The sequence below is a fragment of the Vibrio jasicida 090810c genome (assembly GCF_002887615.1).
GTDB lineage: Bacteria > Pseudomonadota > Gammaproteobacteria > Enterobacterales > Vibrionaceae > Vibrio > Vibrio jasicida.
The window spans coordinates 2,053,233-2,069,900 of record NZ_CP025792.1; the positions used below are offsets into that span (position 1 = coordinate 2,053,233).

Consider the following 16,668-nt stretch of genomic DNA (forward strand, 5'->3'; position numbering starts at 1 on the left):
GAATTTTACATCTTTTTTACATTTCCTTATCTCTGTTTACCACTGGTTTGACTTCCTTTTTTCACCTCAGGTATACATGTGGCAAGCGTTAACGAAATCTTAACGTCACAATTGGTCTTTAAGTGACCATACATAGGAAATAATAATAATCGGAGCAACAAGGATGTATAAAAACACAACCGCTTTATCTGTTGCGATCAGCCTTGCACTGGGAACGGCGGCGGCAGTGGCCCCACTAGCAGCACAGGCAGAAGAGCAGCAAGTTGAAAAACTTCAAAAGATGAAAGTTACTGGTTCACGTTTAACACGTGCGTCTATGGAAGGAAGCACTCCAGTAGCAGTAATCGGCCGTGCAGAAATTGAACGTGCCGGTGATGTATCTATCGCTGATGTACTACGTAAATCTTCATTTAACTCTTTTGGTTCACACAGCGAACGTTCAGGCAGCTCGGCACAAAGCCAAGCAACCATCTCTCTACGAGGTCTAGGTTCTGAACGTACTCTAGTTCTAATTAACGGCAAACGTCTTCCTGGCTCAGCAGCGATGGGTGGCGGTGCTGCCAACATCAACGTAATCCCTTCTGCAATCGTAGAACGTGTTGAAGTAATGGCCGACGGTGGTTCCGCTGTATACGGTTCAGATGCTGTTGCAGGTGTAGTGAACATCATCTTGAAAGATGAGTTCGACGGCATCAACGTCACAGTTGGTTCAGGTATCCCTAGTCAAGAAGGCGGCGATGAACAGAATGTTGCTTTCGTGATGGGTACAAGTGGTGAGAAAGGCAACATCATGTTCTCGTTTGAGCATGATAGTAAAGACGAAATCTACCAACGCGATCGTGACTACCTAAGCTCAACCAATACTGGTGCGGACAACTACTTTGATATGTCTGGTGTGAGTATCTACGGCCGAAACGTTTACCATAATGGTGAGCTGAAAGCGCTGAAAGGTTACGACACAGACGCAACTTGTGATTCATCAAAAGGCTTTGTTGGTCTAACCAACTACCCTGGTCTGGGTGATATCTGTGGTTACGACTACACAGCTGATGCTGCGCAAACTGCTTCTCTAGAGCGTAATACTGTTTTTGTTAACGGTAATATTTTCCTGAATGACGACACAACGTTCAATGCACAAGTGCTTTTGAACCGCAACGAAAGCTTCGGTCGTTATGCTCCTGCAGCAGGTTGGTTTGAAGTTGACCCAACAACATCTGGTGGTTCTGACTTCTTCACAGAGAACGGTCTCGATCCAGCAGCAGGTCCTGCTCGTGTTTACTACCGTTTCAACAACGTAGGTACACGTGACAACAACGTAACTGACTTTCAAGCTGATTTGAAAGCAGGCCTAGACGGTACACTTTACACAGATAGCTTCGGTGATGTGGTTTGGGAAACGGGTTACCAGCTTAACTTCTCGAACAGTAACGAAATTGGTACAGGTTACGTGTTCCGCTCACCGGCTGAGCAGTTAGCGAACTCAGGCGAGTTTGTAGATGGCGAGTTCAGTGCCGATGCAACGAGCGACCTAGCAGCCGGAACAAGCCGCGAAACGCAAATGGAAATGCACAATTTCTACGGTGGTCTTCAGTTTGACCTAGCAGAAATCGGGGACGTTACTATCCCTGTGTATATTGGTGCAGAGTTCACAACTTACGATTACTTTGACAAATACGATCCACAAAGTGAAGCAGGTAACATCATCGGTAGTTCTGGTAACTCAGCAGGTGGTGACCGTGAAACTTACGCGCTTTACGCAGAGTCTCTGATCGCGTTTACCGATGAGCTAGAGATGAACATTGCGGCACGTTACGACCATTACAGTGACTTTGGTAGTGAGATTTCACCAAAAGCATCATTCCGTTACCAACCTCTTGATAACCTAATGTTCCGTACAGGTGCGGGTATGGGCTTCCGTGCACCAACATTAGCAAACCTTTACGGTGCGGATAGCTTCTCTGCAGACAGCGCAAAAGATTACGTTTACTGTCAAGCAAATGGCATTTCTGACGCGGACTGTCCAGAAACTCAATATGATGTAACTCGTACATCAAACGAAGATCTAGATGCTGAGACATCAGTTTCATTTAACTTCGGTGTAAGTTACTCACCAATCGAAGATCTAGATCTAACACTTGATTACTACAACATCAGTATCGATGACGTAATCACACTTAATTCGCTACAAAGCATGGTTGACCAGGAGCGTAGCAGCGGTGTTTCTAACCCGAACATCGACCGTGATGCAACAGGTCGTATTACACACGCAACAGCGGGTCTAGAAAACCTAGGTACTCTAGATACGTCTGGTCTTGACCTAAAAGTTGGCTACCGTTATGACTTCGACTCAGCAGTTCTACGTTACGACTTCATGGGTAGTTATGTTCTTGACTACAGCGCACCTGAATACGTGAATGGTCCAGTAAATAACCAAGTTGGCCGTAATGGTCTACCTGAGTACCGTTTCAACACAGGTGTTGGCCTTAACTTCCTAGAAGAGCACGATGTTTACCTATCAGCAGACTACATCGCGTCACAAGCACAAGACGTTGATGAGAACTACAACAAGACAGGCAACATCCCATCGCAAACCATCTGGAACGTAGCATACAACTACCTAGCTCCATGGGATGCGAAGTTCACAGCAGGTGTACGTAACCTTACAGATGAAGACCCAGCGTTTGAATCTGATGGTGTGACTTACGATGCTGACCTATACAGCATTCAAGGCCGCGTTTACTTCGTGAAATACTCTCAAAACTTTTAATTAAAACCTTTGGCGCAGGAGCTTTTCCTGCGCCCCACTCGACTGACTTTTATACACTGACAAGGATGCAACTATGACGTTAAAGGAATTTGGCGTAAGTGCAGTTACTGCCGCGATTTTATCGGTAAGCGGAGCAGCCGTCGCTGCAGACTCTGGTACCGTCGTCGCTAACCAAGCAAAAACGACGAAGTCTTCTCAGGCTTCACAACAAAAAATCGACACCTATGCTGAAAGCACTGAAGGCATGTTGGCTGAATACAAAGGCCTTCTGCGTCAGATCGACAGCATGAAAATCTACAACGAGCAAATCAATCGTATGGTTCAATCGCAGCAAGGCGAATTGGATTCATTAAACAGCCAGATTGCTCAAATCGATCAAACCGCGACTGAGGTTGTGCCTCTTACATTGAAAATGATCGACGCTCTTGATGAGTTCGTTGTGCTTGATCTTCCTTTCCAAAAGGAAGAACGCGCAAAGCGCGTTAACGAATTGCGTGACCTGATGGATCGTGCAGACGTAACAACTTCTGAGAAATTCCGTAAAGTGATGGAAGCGTATCAAATTGAAGAAGGCTTCTCTCGCTCAATCGAATCTTACAAAGCTAGCCTAGAGCGTAACGGTGAGACCGTGACTTACGACTTCCTACGTATTGGTCGTACTGCGCTTCTATTCCAATCTCCGGATGGCGGTGAAACAGGTATGTGGAATCAACAAACCCGTCAATGGGAATCACTACCAGAAAACTACCGTATCGCTGTACAGCAAGGCCTTCGTATCGCTAAGAAACAAGCGCCACCAGCGCTGATCAAACTGCCTGTATTTGCTGGGGAGGAATAAGAAATGAAAGGATTCAAAACTCTAGCCGCTGGTTTGCTAGCGAGCTTATTCATGATTTCCGGTGCGCAAGCTGAAGCACCTAAGAACTTATCTGAGCTACTGAAAAACGTAAAATCAGAAAGTATCGTTGAATCAAAAGAGAACAAGGCTCGTGAAGCTGAGTTCAAAAACAACCGTGACCAACAAGCTGCACTTCTTGAAAAAGCACGTGCAGAACTTGCAGCACAACAAGCTCTTGGTGACGAATTAAAAGCAACATTTGATGAAAACGACAAACAGCTAACTGACCTAACAGAAACATTGCGTGTTCGTTCAGGTACGTTAGGTGAAATGTTTGGTGTGGTTCGTCAGTATGCAGGTGAATTTAAAGGCCTATTTGCCGCTTCACAAAATGCTGTTCTTTTCCCAGAGCGTGACGCGCTTCTTACGAAACTAGCAGAAAGTAAAGAACTTCCATCAACGCAAGAACTTGAAGCATTTTGGCACACGATCCTACAACAGGTAGTGGCATCAGGCGAGACAACAACAGCACAAGCAACGGTTGTATACGGCGAAGGTAAAGAAGCGGTACGTGACGTCACTCTTGTCGGTGAGTTTAACGCAATCGCAGATGGTAAGTACGTTACTTATGTACCTCAAACCGCTAAGTTTGAAGAACTATCACGCCAACCACGCAAAAACATTACTGGCCTAGTTGGTGGTTTTGAAGCAGCAGAAGGCACATACGAACCTTTGTTTATCGACCCATCTCGTGGTGTGATTCTGTCTCTACTCGTACAAAGCCCTACTGTTCAGGAGCGTATTGACCAAGGTGGTATCGTGGGTTACGTCATCCTAGGCATGGGTGCTATCGGTGCACTTATCGCGCTTATCTGTTACCTACGCCTATTGGTTATTGGTGGCAAAATGCGTAAGCAAGCGAAATCAGACACTGTTATTCCAGGTAACCCTCTGGGTGAAGTAATCCAAGCTTACCAAGACCACAAAGGTGACAACCTTGAGGATCTTGAAGCGAAACTGGATGAAATAATCCTACGTAACGCACCGAGCATTGAACGCTTTATCAGTTCAATCAAGCTGTTTGCTTCGGTAGCTCCTCTTCTGGGTCTACTAGGTACTGTTATGGGTATGATCGGTACATTCCAAGCAATCACACTATTTGGTACAGGTGATCCGAAGCTAATGGCTGGCGGTATCTCAGAAGCACTTGTTACTACGATGCTTGGTCTAGTTGTCGCAATTCCTCTACTGTTCCTGTACACCATCGTACACAGTAAAGGTCGCCGTTTGGTTCAAACTCTTGAAGAACAGAGTGCAGGCTTCATCGCTCGCTATCAGGAAAAACTGCATAAAGCCGAAAGCTAAGGAGGCATTATGTGGTGGTTAGTTGGAGAACTTGAATCAATTAGGCGCTTCTTGGGAATGGGTGGCGATGTACTTGTCGCCATCTTTATCCTCAGCTTTATGTTATGGGCAGTCTTGTTAGAACGTTGGTTTTACTTCGCTGCTGTCGCTCCCAAAGCAATGAAAAAAGCGGTGAGCTTTTGGGAAGAGCGTTCAGAACATAAAAGCTGGAACGCAAAGATGATCCGACAAGAAATGGTTTCTCGTCAGGATATTGAGAATAGAAAGGGACTGCCAATCGTTAAAGTACTGATTGCACTTTGTCCCCTACTTGGTCTGCTCGGCACTGTTGTCGGTATGATTCAAGTATTCGACATCTTAGCGGTAACAGGAACAGGAAGCCCCCGAGCAATGGCCTCGGGGATCTCAAAGGCAACAATCCCAACATTAGCGGGAATGGTGGCTTCTCTATCAGGACTTTTCTTTAGTACTCGTCTTGATCATTTAGCCAAAGTCACCACGCAGAAGCTTGAAGACAAGCTGAAGCACATTGCCTGAGTAAACGGAATTAGAGGTATAGGTCATGAAGAGACGCTATAGCAATGACAGCAGCGACGAGGCTGCTATCGATATGACTCCGATGCTAGACATCGTATTCATCATGTTGATCTTCTTTATCGTAACAACATCGTTTGTTAAGGAAGCAGGTCTAGAAGTAAATCGTCCTACGGCAAGTTCAGCGCAAACCGTGAAGAAAGGTAACATCATGGTTGCTATCGGTGCAGCAGGCGATGTGTGGGTAGACAAGCGTCGTATTGAAGTCGATGCGGTTCGTGCCAACATCGAGCGTCTACGTGCTGAAAGCCCAGACGGTGCGGTTGTAATCCAAGCGGATACAGAAGCAAATGCTGGCGTAGTCGTGAAGGTGATGGACCAGATTAAGATGGCAGGTGTTGAAAGCATCTCCATTGCCGCAACCAATAAGGATTAAGCCTATGCGGTATCTGGCCTCAATTGCACTGGCGCTCATTGTCTCCCTTGGATTGTTCTGGGGGATGGACAAGCTAGTAAACAAAGAGCGCCACGAGCTAGTGTCGAATGATGATCTCCGTATGGTGGAATTCATTCGCATTAAACCGGACGAAAAAATACAGGAGAAAAAGCGCGAACTCCCGAAACCACCACCACCGAAGCGCCCACCGCCGCCACCTGAAATGAAGGTAACAGCAACGGTCAAACCGGTGATGGATCAAATCCCAATGGATATGCCGAAACTCGACCTACCAGTGAACGTTACAGGTGGTTCAGTACTCGGTCACTACTCGCAAGGTGGTGGCGCTCAACTGGCTGGAAGCGGAGGCCCAGTTCCTCTTGCGACATTCCAACCTCAAATGCCACGTAAAGCGGCACGAGCTGGGATTGAGAAAGGTATCGTTTTAGTAGAGTTTACTGTTAACGAGCGTGGCAGTGTTCAAGATGTCAAAGTCTTAAAAGAAACACCACGTAAGTTAGGCTTGGGTAAAGCAGCAAGAAAAACCGTATCAAAGTGGACCTTTAAACCAAAAATGGTTGATGGAAAGCCGGTAACTTCGCGCTTATCGCAAGAAATCGAGTTCTCTACTAACTAAGGAGTCGCAACATGAAAACATATACAAAATTGTTAGCTTCTCTATTGGTTATTGCAGGTGCGTACAGCGCACCTGCCCTAGCAAAAACACCAGAGTTGTCTGACAGAACATTCCGAACTGTGAACAAAGTTCAGGAACTGATTGCAACTGAAAAATACTCGGATGCTATCTCTAAACTGAACTCTGCCTTGGGAAGTACCAAGAAAAAGAAATACGACCGCGCCGTGTTACTACAACAGATGGGCTTTCTATATTCTTTAAAGGACGATTACCCAAAAGCAGCGAAGTACTTTGCTGAAGCACTCAAGTTAGATGCTTTACCAGTACCCGTAGCTCAACAGGTTCGTTATAGCCTCGCACAGCTTTATCTAGCAGAAGGCAAATTTAAGCAATCAGTTAATACGATGAACGAGTGGTTCAAGATTGCTGAAACAACAGAGGAAAAACCTCAAGCACATGCTTACATCACATTGGCAAGTGCTTACATTCAACTAGAAGATTACCGCAACGCAATTCCGCCAACCAAAAAGGCAATTGCAATGACGAAGAATCCTAGTGAATCTTGGTATCAGCTGTTGATGTCTGCTCACTATGAATTAAAGCAATTCAAAAGTGTTGCTGGCGTGCTAAAAATCTTGACTACCAAGTACCCGAAAAATAAGCGTTACTGGACACAATTGTCTGGTATTTACATGGAACTCAAACAAGAGCGTAATGCCCTTTCAACCTTAGAAATGGCTCATAAAATGGGTCTTTTAGAGGGAGAGAAAGAGTATCTACGCTTAGTGAACTTCCAAGCTTATCAAGGTGTACCTTTCCGCGCGGCTAAAACAATGCAAACGTCGATGGAAGAAGGTCATGTTGCGCGTACTGCTGAAAACTTAGAAAAACTAGCGTCTTTCTGGCAACAAGCGCAGGAACTAGATAAGTCGATCGAGACTTATGTAGCGGCCTACAAGTTAGCGCCAAAAGCAAAAACGCAGATCAAGATTGCTCGTTTGATGATTCTCGACAAGCAGTACTCAGCAGCAACTAAGTTTGCTAAGAATGCCGCACCAGACGCTAAACGTGATGATAAAGGTGAGCTGAACTACATTCGAGGTATGGCGTACTTCGAATTAAATCAGCCAAGCAATGCATTAAAAGCAATGAAGAGTGCAGCACAATCGCCTGATATGAAGCCTGTCGCTAGCCCTTGGATCAACTTCTTAGAGTCTCAAGGCTAACAGGCCACCAACACCTGTAAAGTAGTAACCAAAGTGGTTATGGTTGCTCCGAAAATTAAGTGTGAGTCAGTCGCACGCCTGGGGAAGTGAAAGCTTCCCCTTTTTTCGTTTCTGTATACAAAGATATGAATTTATACTGAGCCTCAAAGATCCAAAAGATCGGCTAGCTACCGCAAAGAGATCATGATACTCTTCGCCTCCATTTTTCTGGCGGGTTTATCACCAATCTCAAGCGGTTTGGTGAGAAAATCATCAACGTCAGTGCTATCGTTATACCAATTTCGCCAATAAGCGTTATTAGCATGACACAAGGTCGATACTCTTTCGGCATTCACTCAATCCAACCAAAAGTGGAACAGTACAATGGGCAAAGGTACTCTCTATATCGTATCGGCACCTAGCGGCGCAGGTAAATCTAGCTTGATCTCAGCAATGTTGGAACGCAACCCAACATACGCAATGAAAGTGTCTGTGTCTCATACTACTCGTAGCATGCGCCCTGGCGAAGAAAATGGTACGCACTACCACTTCGTAGCAAAAGAAGAGTTTGAAACTCTAATTGCTAAAGGCGACTTCCTAGAATATGCAGAAGTGTTCGGTAACTACTACGGCACATCACGCGTATGGATTGAAGAAACGCTAAATAAAGGCATCGACGTATTCCTAGACATCGATTGGCAAGGCGCACGCCAAATCCGTGAGCAAATGCCAGAAGCGAAAAGCATCTTTATCCTGCCACCATCAAATGGTGAGCTAGAGCGCCGTCTAAACACTCGTGGTCAAGACAGTGAAGAAGTAATCGCAAAACGCATGGCAGAAGCAAAGTCTGAAATCTCACACTACAACGAGTACGATTACGTAATCGTAAACGATGATTTCGACACTGCATTAATGGACTTTAAAGCCATTCTACGTGCGGAAAGATTGAAGGAAGAAAAGCAAGCTGCTAAATATAAAGGTATGCTTGATGCGCTTCTAGCAGAGTAATTCTGTTCGGAAACACAAATTTTCGCTTCTTTATTACGATAAGGAAGCTTATATTGTTTATATAGAAAGTCATTGTTGTTGCACGTCTTATCGCTAGTAAATATTACGCTGAGACTGTATACTTTCTCGTCATTCAAAATTTAGTTAACTATTTGGAGTCCTCATGGCACGCGTAACTGTTCAAGACGCTGTTGAAAAAGTTGGCAACCGTTTCGACCTAGTACTGATTGCGGCTCGCCGCGCTCGTCAAATGCAAACTGGCGGTAAAGATGCACTAGTGCCAGAAGAGAACGATAAGCCAACGGTTATCGCTCTACGCGAAATCGAAGAAGGTTTAATTACTAAAGAAGTTCTAGACGCTCGTGAACGTCAAGAACAGCAAGAGCAAGAAGCGGCAGAGCTAGCGGCAGTAAGCAGCATCGCTCACAACCGTTAATTCTGACTTTAGAATTCAACAACCTCCCGGGCCTATAATTTGTATCTATTCGATAGCCTCAAAGACGTTGCCCAAGAATACCTAACAGAGCCTCAAATTGAGGCTCTGCGTCAATCTTATGTGGTAGCAAGAGATGCCCATGAAGGGCAAACCCGCTCAAGCGGTGAACCATACATCATCCACCCAGTCGCTGTGGCTCGAATCTTGGCCGAAATGCGCCTCGATATCGAAACCCTCCAAGCTGCTTTGCTGCATGACGTCATCGAAGACTGTGACGTTACAAAAGAAGATCTCGAAGAGAAATTCGGCAATACCGTCGCTGAGCTGGTTGATGGTGTATCTAAACTGGACAAACTCAAATTCCGCGATAGGAAAGAGGCTCAAGCCGAGAACTTCCGTAAGATGGTTCTGGCGATGGTGCAAGACATCCGCGTTATCCTGATCAAACTGGCCGACCGTACGCACAATATGCGCACGCTAGGTGCCCTGCGCCCTGACAAAAAACGCCGTATTGCTCGTGAAACACTGGAAATCTACGCGCCGCTGGCTCACCGACTTGGTATTCACAATATCAAAACGGAACTCGAGGAGCTTGGCTTCGAAGCGCTTTACCCTAACCGCTACCGCGTTCTAAAAGAAGTGGTGCGAGCGGCACGTGGTAATCGAAAAGAGATGATCCAACGTATTCACAGCGAAATTGAAGGCCGACTCGAAGATGTAGGCTTAAATGCGCGCGTGTTAGGTCGTGAAAAGAACCTGTTCTCCATCTACAACAAGATGAAAACCAAAGAACAGCGTTTCCACACCATCATGGATATCTACGCTTTCCGAGTGGTTGTTGATACTGCCGATACTTGTTATCGCGTCCTAGGCCAAGTACACAGCTTGTATAAGCCGCGCCCTAGTCGCATGAAAGATTACATCGCAGTACCAAAAGCGAACGGCTACCAATCGCTACACACTTCTATGGTCGGCCCACACGGTGTACCAGTAGAAGTTCAGATCCGTACCGAAGATATGGATCAAATGGCGGATAAAGGTGTTGCAGCACACTGGTCATACAAAGACAAGGGCGACAAGTCTGGCACAACAGCGCAAGTGAAAGCTCAGCGTTGGATGCAAAGCCTACTTGAGCTACAGCAAAGTGCAGGTAACTCATTCGAATTCATTGAAAACGTAAAATCGGATCTGTTCCCAGACGAAATTTACGTCTTCACGCCAAAAGGCCGTATCGTTGAATTGCCGTTAGGTGCTACAGCGGTCGACTTTGCTTATGCAGTGCATACTGATGTTGGCAACTCTTGCGTTGGTACTCGTGTTGATCGCAACCCTTACCCATTGAGTAAGGCACTGAAGAACGGTCAGACAGTAGAAATCATCAGTGCACCAGGCGCTCGTCCAAACGCGGCTTGGTTAAACTATGTCGTGACATCGCGTGCCCGCACTAAGATTCGTCAAGTATTGAAAACCATGCGTCGCGAAGAGTCGATTACCTTGGGTCGTCGCCTTCTGAATCACGCCTTAGGTCGCCACTCGATTGATTCAATCTACCCAGAAAACATCCAAGAAGTGCTCACGGATCTACGTTTAGAAAGCGTTGATGATCTGCTTGCAGCAATTGGTTTGGGTGAATTGATGAGTATCGTCATCGCTCGTCGCCTACTAGGTGACACCGATGAGTTGACCACAACAAGTTCGATTCCAAACGAATCTAAAAAGAAACTGCCAATCCGTGGGGCTGAAGGCCTGCTACTGACTTTCGCAAATTGTTGTCACCCTATCCCAGATGACCACATTATCGCTCACGTATCGCCAGGTCGTGGTCTTGTGGTACACCGTGAAACGTGTCCAAACGTACGCGGTTATCAAAAAGAACCAGACAAATACATGGCTGTTGCTTGGTCTGAAGAGTACGACAAAGAATTCATCGCTGAACTAAAAGTCGATATGCTTAACAACCAAGGTGCGTTAGCGGAATTGACCAATGTGATTTCGAAAACCGGTTCGAACATTCACGGTCTCTCGACCGAAGAGCGCGACGGTCGCTTGTACACCGTTACCGTACTGCTAACCACCAAAGATCGTGTTCACCTTGCTGGCATCATGCGTAAAATTAAGACCATGCCACAGGCGACTCGAGTCAGACGAAGAAAGAACTAAACTTCATCGCCATCCAATCACTGGGTGGCGATTTTTTATATCCCTATTAATTATGAATTTAGAACGTTACAACCGCATTCATCAGGTGCTAAAAGCACGCCAAACCGACCTCACTCTGTGCCTTGAAGAAGTTCATAAGCCAAACAACGTATCCGCTGTGATCCGTACTGCTGACGCAACAGGCTTACACAAAGTTCATGCGATTTGGCCAGACAAAATGCGTACCCTCACTCACACCTCAGCAGGCGCACGTAACTGGGTAGAAGTAGATACTCACAATTCGATTGAAACCGCGATTACCGAGCTCAAAACGCAAGGCATGCAGGTTTTGGTCACTAACCTTTCGGACACCGCGGTCGATTTTCGTGAAATCGACTACACCAAGCCAACGGCAATTATTCTGGGTAGCGAAAAAATCGGCGCTTCAGAGCAAGCGAAGAAACTCGCAGACCAAGACATCATTATTCCAATGATCGGTATGGTGCAGTCTCTGAATGTCTCAGTCGCCAGTGCTGTGATTCTTTATGAAGCGCAGCGTCAGCGTGAAGCCGCTGGCATGTACGAACGTGAAGAGAGCGCTCTACCAAAAGAAACCATCAACCGCATTTTGTTCGAACGTGGGCATCCGGTCTTAGCAAAGGTAGCGAAGCGCAAAGGGCTAGAATACCCACAACTTGATGACGAAGGCCAAATTGTGGCTGACGAATCATGGTGGAAAGAGATGCAGAAGAAATAAATAGACTCGAGAGGCGAGAACGCTTCGCTTCGGGATAACCTCATATCGTCAATCGATATGGCTCTTTCTTGCCTCACTGGTTAGTTTGTTTCCGCGTTCTCGAATCTCGGAGCGTAAGCGTTCCCATATCCCTTTCTCTAACTTAATCCTGTACAAAAACACAGCTTAGTGGTTAACATACTGCTATGTTAACTATTTTCTTGAGCCCACTATGTCTGCCCAAATGTTATCTGCTGTTCCTTTAACTTCTCTGTCTGGAGTTGGCGCTAAAGTCGCAGAAAAACTCGCCAAAGTTGGCTTGCATAGCGTTCAAGATCTACTGTTTCATCTTCCTCTTCGTTACGAAGATCGCACTCGCATTTACCCAATCGCCAAACTGCATGCCGGACTTTGGGCGGCGGTACAGGGCAAAGTCATGGCTGTCGATACTACTTTCGGCAAACGCAAAATGCTGACGGTAAAAATCAGCGACGGCAATGGCACCATTACCCTACGCTTTTTTAACTTTACTGCCGCGATGAAGAACAATTTCTCGAACGGTAAGTTAGTACACGCTTACGGTGAAATTAAGCGTGGCGGTATGGGCTTAGAAATTGTTCACCCTGACTACAAGTTTTATGCAAGTGAACAAAAGCCGGATGTGGAACAGAGCTTAACCCCCGTTTATCCAACCACCGATGGGTTACGCCAAATCACTTTGCGTAACCTGACGGAACAAGCCTTATCACTCCTCGATAAAGCCGCTGTACAAGAGTTGCTGCCTTCTGGTTTGTACAACCACCAGATCACCATGTCGCAAGCGCTGCATACGATTCATCGACCGCCTCCAACCATTAATTTGGATGAGTTTGATGAAGGTAAACACCCTGCTCAAATTCGGTTGATCATGGAAGAGTTACTGGCGCAGAACCTCTCTATGTTGGCAGTGCGCAGCAAAGGACAACAAGACGTTGCATTACCTTTGGCGTCGTGTGACTCACTGAAAAAGCAGCTACTAGCTCAATTGCCCTTCTCGCCGACCAATGCTCAAGCACGAGTCGTTAATGAAATTGAAGCTGACTTAGAAAAAACGCACCCAATGATGCGTCTTGTTCAAGGTGACGTAGGCTCGGGAAAAACTTTAGTTGCGGCACTCGCAGCAGTCAGAGCCATTGAACACGGCTATCAAGTCGCTTTAATGGCACCTACCGAACTGCTCGCCGAACAGCACGCGATTAACTTCGCTAATTGGTTCGAGAAAATGGGCATTCAGGTCGGTTGGCTTGCGGGTAAATTGAAAGGTAAAGCCAAAGAAGCCGAATTGGCGCGCATTGCCAGCGGTGAAGCGAAAATGGTAGTGGGCACTCATGCTCTTTTCCAAGAGCATGTTGAGTTTCATCATCTTTCTTTGGTTATTATTGATGAACAGCACCGCTTTGGTGTCCACCAGCGCTTAGAACTGCGAGAGAAAGGCGCGAAACAAGGCGCTTATCCACATCAGCTCATCATGACAGCAACGCCGATTCCGCGAACATTAGCCATGACTGCTTATGCCGACTTAGAAACGTCGGTGATTGATGAGCTACCGCCAGGTCGAACACCAATCCAGACCGTCGCGATTCCAGACACCAAACGCGATGATATCGTCGAACGAGTGCGCAATGCTTGCTTAAACGAAGGTAAACAAGCGTATTGGGTATGTACCTTAATTGATGAATCTGAAGTCTTGGAAGCTCAAGCTGCCGCTGATACCGCTGAAGAGCTGCAACGTAAACTGCCTGACGTAAAAATTGGTCTCGTGCACGGACGAATGAAGCCCGCTGAGAAGCAAGCGGTGATGCAGGATTTCAAAGACAATAAGCTGCATTTACTGGTTGCAACGACAGTGATTGAAGTTGGCGTGGACGTGCCCAATTCCAGCCTGATGATCATCGAGAACCCAGAGCGTTTAGGTTTAGCTCAGTTGCACCAGTTGAGAGGTCGTGTTGGTCGAGGTTCAGTGGCGAGCCATTGTGTGTTGCTGTATCACTCGCCACTATCAAAAACCGCCCAAAAACGTTTAGGCGTATTACGTGAAAGCAATGACGGCTTTGTGATTGCACAGAAAGACTTAGAGATTCGTGGACCGGGTGAGCTTCTTGGCACCAAACAAACTGGCTTGGCCGATTTTAAAATTGCTGACTTAGTACGAGATCAGCGCTTGATTCCAGAAGTTCAACGCATTGCGCGTTACATTCATGACAACTACCCGACGAATGCGACCGCAATTATTGACCGTTGGTTAGGCGAGCGTGATATTTATTCTAAGGCGTAAGCTGTTCTTTTCTCACCTACCCTCACTCCATTAATAAACCTCCTTACAGACACTGTTCTGTAAGGTTGGTTTCGCATACATTCATTCCACCAATGAATCTCTCATTTAATAAAAACCAAGTCGACTTTATTCAATAATTACGACAAGTTAGAGCAAGTAAACTCTACATAAAGTTAATACTCCAAGCGGATATAAAAACGTCATAAATACACAATGTCATCAAGGATAGATGCATGAAAAAACGTACCTTGCTTGCGGTCACAGCAGCATTAGTTGGCTCTGTACACTCCGCCCCCATAGCAGCGCAAGATAAACAGAGCGCGATTCTTCAGTCGGCTGAGCTTTTTGCCAAAAGTTCGGCTTACTTTAATCCAAAAATATCACCTGACGGCAAGCACTTAGCCTTTGAATCCAGTATCGATGGTAAAGATGCTTTGGTTATACTCGACAGTAAAACCATGCAGCCGAGCAGTGTGCTGCGCTTCTCAGGTAACGAGCAAGTGGGTGATTATTATTGGGTCAATAATGAACGAGTTGTCGCATCCAAAGAATATTTAAAGAGTTGGTCTACCGCTCCTCGCTACTATGGCGAACTCGTCTCGGCCAATGTGGATGGAAACAAATACGCTTATATATTTGGTTATAACCCTCCTCAAACTAGCCGCCTAGTGCGAGCATCCTCTATCGTAAGAGCTTACGGTGATGTCCTAGATATTCTGCCTGAAGACGACCGCCATATCTTAGTTTCTGCTCTTCCTCTCGGTGAATACAGTTTCAACTTAGAAGCGCCAAGAGAGGTGTACCGCGTCAACGTATACACCGGTAGACGCTCAAAGATAACGACAGCACCCATCCCGTTTAGTCGGTTTCTCACCGACCATGATGGTGAAGTTCGCTTTGTTTCAGGCTTGAATAGCAATAACAAAGTCGAGCTTTATTATCGCGTCAACGATCAATGGAAAAGCTCCGATAAATTGGCGGCTTTAAAAAACTTCGAAGAGTTCTATCCTATCTCTTTTGCAGAGAATCAAGATTCCGTTTATGCCGCGATAAGTCAGTCAGGAGAGCCAAGAGCAATCCATCACCTCAACTTAAAAACCGGTAAAAGTACAAAAGTTGCCTCGGATGATACCGTCGATCCGAAGGAATATTGGTTAGATCCAGACTCAAAGCAACTTTACGCCGTCGAGTTTGAAAGTGATTACCCTACTTATGCCTTTGTTGATCCAAAAAACAAACGCAGCGAGTACCTAAAGCAGATCCTAACTTCTCTACCTGGTCATCAAGTTCGCCTAGTCAGTGAGACAGAAGCTGGCGACGCTTACGTCATCATGGCCTTTAACGATAGAAACCCTGGGGATTACTACTTATTTACCACCGAGCCAAAAGAAATCCGTTACCTATTCTCGGCACGAGAGTGGTTAGATCCAGAGAAAATGGCCGAAGTGAAGCCTTTTGAGTTCACCAGTCGAGACGGGAAAACCATCTCAGGTTATCTGACGTTGCCTCCAAATACTGAAGCAAAAAATCTCCCTCTTATCGTCAATCCGCATGGCGGTCCTCATGGTCCACGAGATTGGTGGCGTTTTACCGAGGAGAATCAGTTTCTCGCTAACAACGGTTATGCTGTGATGCAAGTAAACTTCCGTGGCAGTGGTGGTTTCGGTAAGCAGTTTGAAGAGGCTGGCTATCGTAAATGGGGAACGAACATTCAATATGACATCATCGACGCCACCAAACACATTGTCGCAGAAGGCATTGCAGATAAAGAACGTATCTGTATTTCTGGCGGAAGCTTTGGTGGATACAGTGCATTGCAATCCGCCACCCTTGCACCTGAGTTGTTTCAGTGCGCCGTGGGCAGTGCCGGTGTTTATGACCTTGAGTTGATGTTCACCGAAGGTGATGTGCCCGATAGCCGCATGGGATTAAGCTTTTTGAAAGAAGTACTGGGAACCGACCCTAAAGTCTGGAAAGCCATGTCTCCAACTCATAATGCAGACAAGTTAAAAGCTTCTATTCTTCTCGTGCACGGGGGAAAAGATCAACGTGCGCCTATTGAACATTATGAGGCAATGGCTAAAGCACTCGACAAGCTCAACTACCCATATGAATCTTTTGTGTTAGACGATGAAGGACATGGCTTTTACAAAGATGAACACCGAGCTAAATATTACGCTCATGTGTTGGGCTTCTTTGATAAGCACTTAAAAACTAACCTCCCAAGGTAAACCTTAAAGGCGATAACCATTC

At 46.0% G+C, this 16,668-nt stretch carries 13 protein-coding genes; all 13 read left to right on the forward strand.

Features of this window, described 5'->3' with window-relative positions; translation table 11 throughout:
• Nucleotides 1-163: 163 nt before the first annotated feature.
• Nucleotides 164-2,767 carry a TonB-dependent receptor plug domain-containing protein gene (locus tag C1S73_RS09715; RefSeq protein ID WP_038870108.1) on the forward strand — a complete coding sequence of 868 codons (2,604 nt, stop codon included), beginning with the start codon at nucleotides 164-166 and terminating at the stop codon, nucleotides 2,765-2,767.
• 73 nt (nucleotides 2,768-2,840) lie between these two features.
• Nucleotides 2,841-3,605 carry a DUF3450 domain-containing protein gene (locus C1S73_RS09720; protein WP_038870106.1) on the forward strand — a complete coding sequence of 255 codons (765 nt, stop codon included), beginning with the start codon at nucleotides 2,841-2,843 and terminating at the stop codon, nucleotides 3,603-3,605.
• 3 nt (nucleotides 3,606-3,608) lie between these two features.
• Nucleotides 3,609-4,970 (forward strand): MotA/TolQ/ExbB proton channel family protein, encoded by a 1,362-nt coding sequence (locus tag C1S73_RS09725; RefSeq protein ID WP_038870104.1) that lies wholly within the window; start codon nucleotides 3,609-3,611, stop codon nucleotides 4,968-4,970.
• Nucleotides 4,971-4,979: 9 nt separating this feature from the next.
• Nucleotides 4,980-5,507 (forward strand): MotA/TolQ/ExbB proton channel family protein, encoded by a 528-nt coding sequence (locus tag C1S73_RS09730; RefSeq protein ID WP_038870102.1) that lies wholly within the window; start codon nucleotides 4,980-4,982, stop codon nucleotides 5,505-5,507.
• A 25-nt stretch (nucleotides 5,508-5,532) separates the two neighbouring features.
• Nucleotides 5,533-5,940: an ExbD/TolR family protein gene (locus C1S73_RS09735; protein ID WP_005430119.1), complete on the forward strand. Its 408-nt coding sequence runs from the start codon at nucleotides 5,533-5,535 to the stop codon at nucleotides 5,938-5,940.
• Nucleotides 5,941-5,944: 4 nt separating this feature from the next.
• On the forward strand, nucleotides 5,945-6,577 hold the full coding sequence (locus C1S73_RS09740) for an energy transducer TonB (protein WP_005529132.1): 633 nt from the start codon (nucleotides 5,945-5,947) through the stop codon (nucleotides 6,575-6,577).
• A gap of 11 nt (nucleotides 6,578-6,588) precedes the next feature.
• Nucleotides 6,589-7,803 carry a tetratricopeptide repeat protein gene (locus C1S73_RS09745; protein ID WP_038870101.1) on the forward strand — a complete coding sequence of 405 codons (1,215 nt, stop codon included), beginning with the start codon at nucleotides 6,589-6,591 and terminating at the stop codon, nucleotides 7,801-7,803.
• 363 nt (nucleotides 7,804-8,166) lie between these two features.
• On the forward strand, nucleotides 8,167-8,790 hold the full coding sequence (gene gmk, locus C1S73_RS09750) for a guanylate kinase (RefSeq protein WP_038870100.1): 624 nt from the start codon (nucleotides 8,167-8,169) through the stop codon (nucleotides 8,788-8,790).
• Between the two features lie 163 nt (nucleotides 8,791-8,953).
• Nucleotides 8,954-9,226, forward strand: a complete 273-nt coding sequence (rpoZ, locus tag C1S73_RS09755) for a DNA-directed RNA polymerase subunit omega (RefSeq protein ID WP_005379346.1) — start codon at nucleotides 8,954-8,956, stop codon at nucleotides 9,224-9,226.
• A 39-nt stretch (nucleotides 9,227-9,265) separates the two neighbouring features.
• Nucleotides 9,266-11,386, forward strand: a complete 2,121-nt coding sequence (gene spoT, locus C1S73_RS09760) for a bifunctional GTP diphosphokinase/guanosine-3',5'-bis pyrophosphate 3'-pyrophosphohydrolase (protein WP_038870099.1) — start codon at nucleotides 9,266-9,268, stop codon at nucleotides 11,384-11,386.
• Nucleotides 11,387-11,438: 52 nt separating this feature from the next.
• The gene (gene trmH, locus C1S73_RS09765; protein WP_038870098.1) at nucleotides 11,439-12,122 is read left to right on the forward strand and encodes a tRNA (guanosine(18)-2'-O)-methyltransferase TrmH; all 684 of its coding nucleotides are present in this window, start codon (nucleotides 11,439-11,441) and stop codon (nucleotides 12,120-12,122) included.
• Nucleotides 12,123-12,333: 211 nt separating this feature from the next.
• Nucleotides 12,334-14,415 (forward strand): ATP-dependent DNA helicase RecG, encoded by a 2,082-nt coding sequence (gene recG, locus C1S73_RS09770; RefSeq protein WP_038870097.1) that lies wholly within the window; start codon nucleotides 12,334-12,336, stop codon nucleotides 14,413-14,415.
• Between the two features lie 233 nt (nucleotides 14,416-14,648).
• Nucleotides 14,649-16,646: a S9 family peptidase gene (locus C1S73_RS09775; RefSeq protein WP_038870095.1), complete on the forward strand. Its 1,998-nt coding sequence runs from the start codon at nucleotides 14,649-14,651 to the stop codon at nucleotides 16,644-16,646.
• Nucleotides 16,647-16,668 lie beyond the last annotated feature (22 nt).

Bases quoted from the DNA above. Each gene is read 5' to 3' on its own strand.
- C1S73_RS09715 (WP_038870108.1), top strand. From the start codon at position 164: ATGTATAAAAACACAACCGCTTTATCTGTTGCGATCAGCCTTGCACTG.
- C1S73_RS09720 (WP_038870106.1), top strand. From the start codon at position 2,841: ATGACGTTAAAGGAATTTGGCGTAAGTGCAGTTACTGCCGCGATTTTA.
- C1S73_RS09725 (WP_038870104.1), top strand. From the start codon at position 3,609: ATGAAAGGATTCAAAACTCTAGCCGCTGGTTTGCTAGCGAGCTTATTC.
- C1S73_RS09730 (WP_038870102.1), top strand. From the start codon at position 4,980: ATGTGGTGGTTAGTTGGAGAACTTGAATCAATTAGGCGCTTCTTGGGA.
- C1S73_RS09735 (WP_005430119.1), top strand. From the start codon at position 5,533: ATGAAGAGACGCTATAGCAATGACAGCAGCGACGAGGCTGCTATCGAT.
- C1S73_RS09740 (WP_005529132.1), top strand. From the start codon at position 5,945: ATGCGGTATCTGGCCTCAATTGCACTGGCGCTCATTGTCTCCCTTGGA.
- C1S73_RS09745 (WP_038870101.1), top strand. From the start codon at position 6,589: ATGAAAACATATACAAAATTGTTAGCTTCTCTATTGGTTATTGCAGGT.
- gmk (WP_038870100.1), top strand. From the start codon at position 8,167: ATGGGCAAAGGTACTCTCTATATCGTATCGGCACCTAGCGGCGCAGGT.
- rpoZ (WP_005379346.1), top strand. From the start codon at position 8,954: ATGGCACGCGTAACTGTTCAAGACGCTGTTGAAAAAGTTGGCAACCGT.
- trmH (WP_038870098.1), top strand. From the start codon at position 11,439: ATGAATTTAGAACGTTACAACCGCATTCATCAGGTGCTAAAAGCACGC.
- recG (WP_038870097.1), top strand. From the start codon at position 12,334: ATGTCTGCCCAAATGTTATCTGCTGTTCCTTTAACTTCTCTGTCTGGA.
- C1S73_RS09775 (WP_038870095.1), top strand. From the start codon at position 14,649: ATGAAAAAACGTACCTTGCTTGCGGTCACAGCAGCATTAGTTGGCTCT.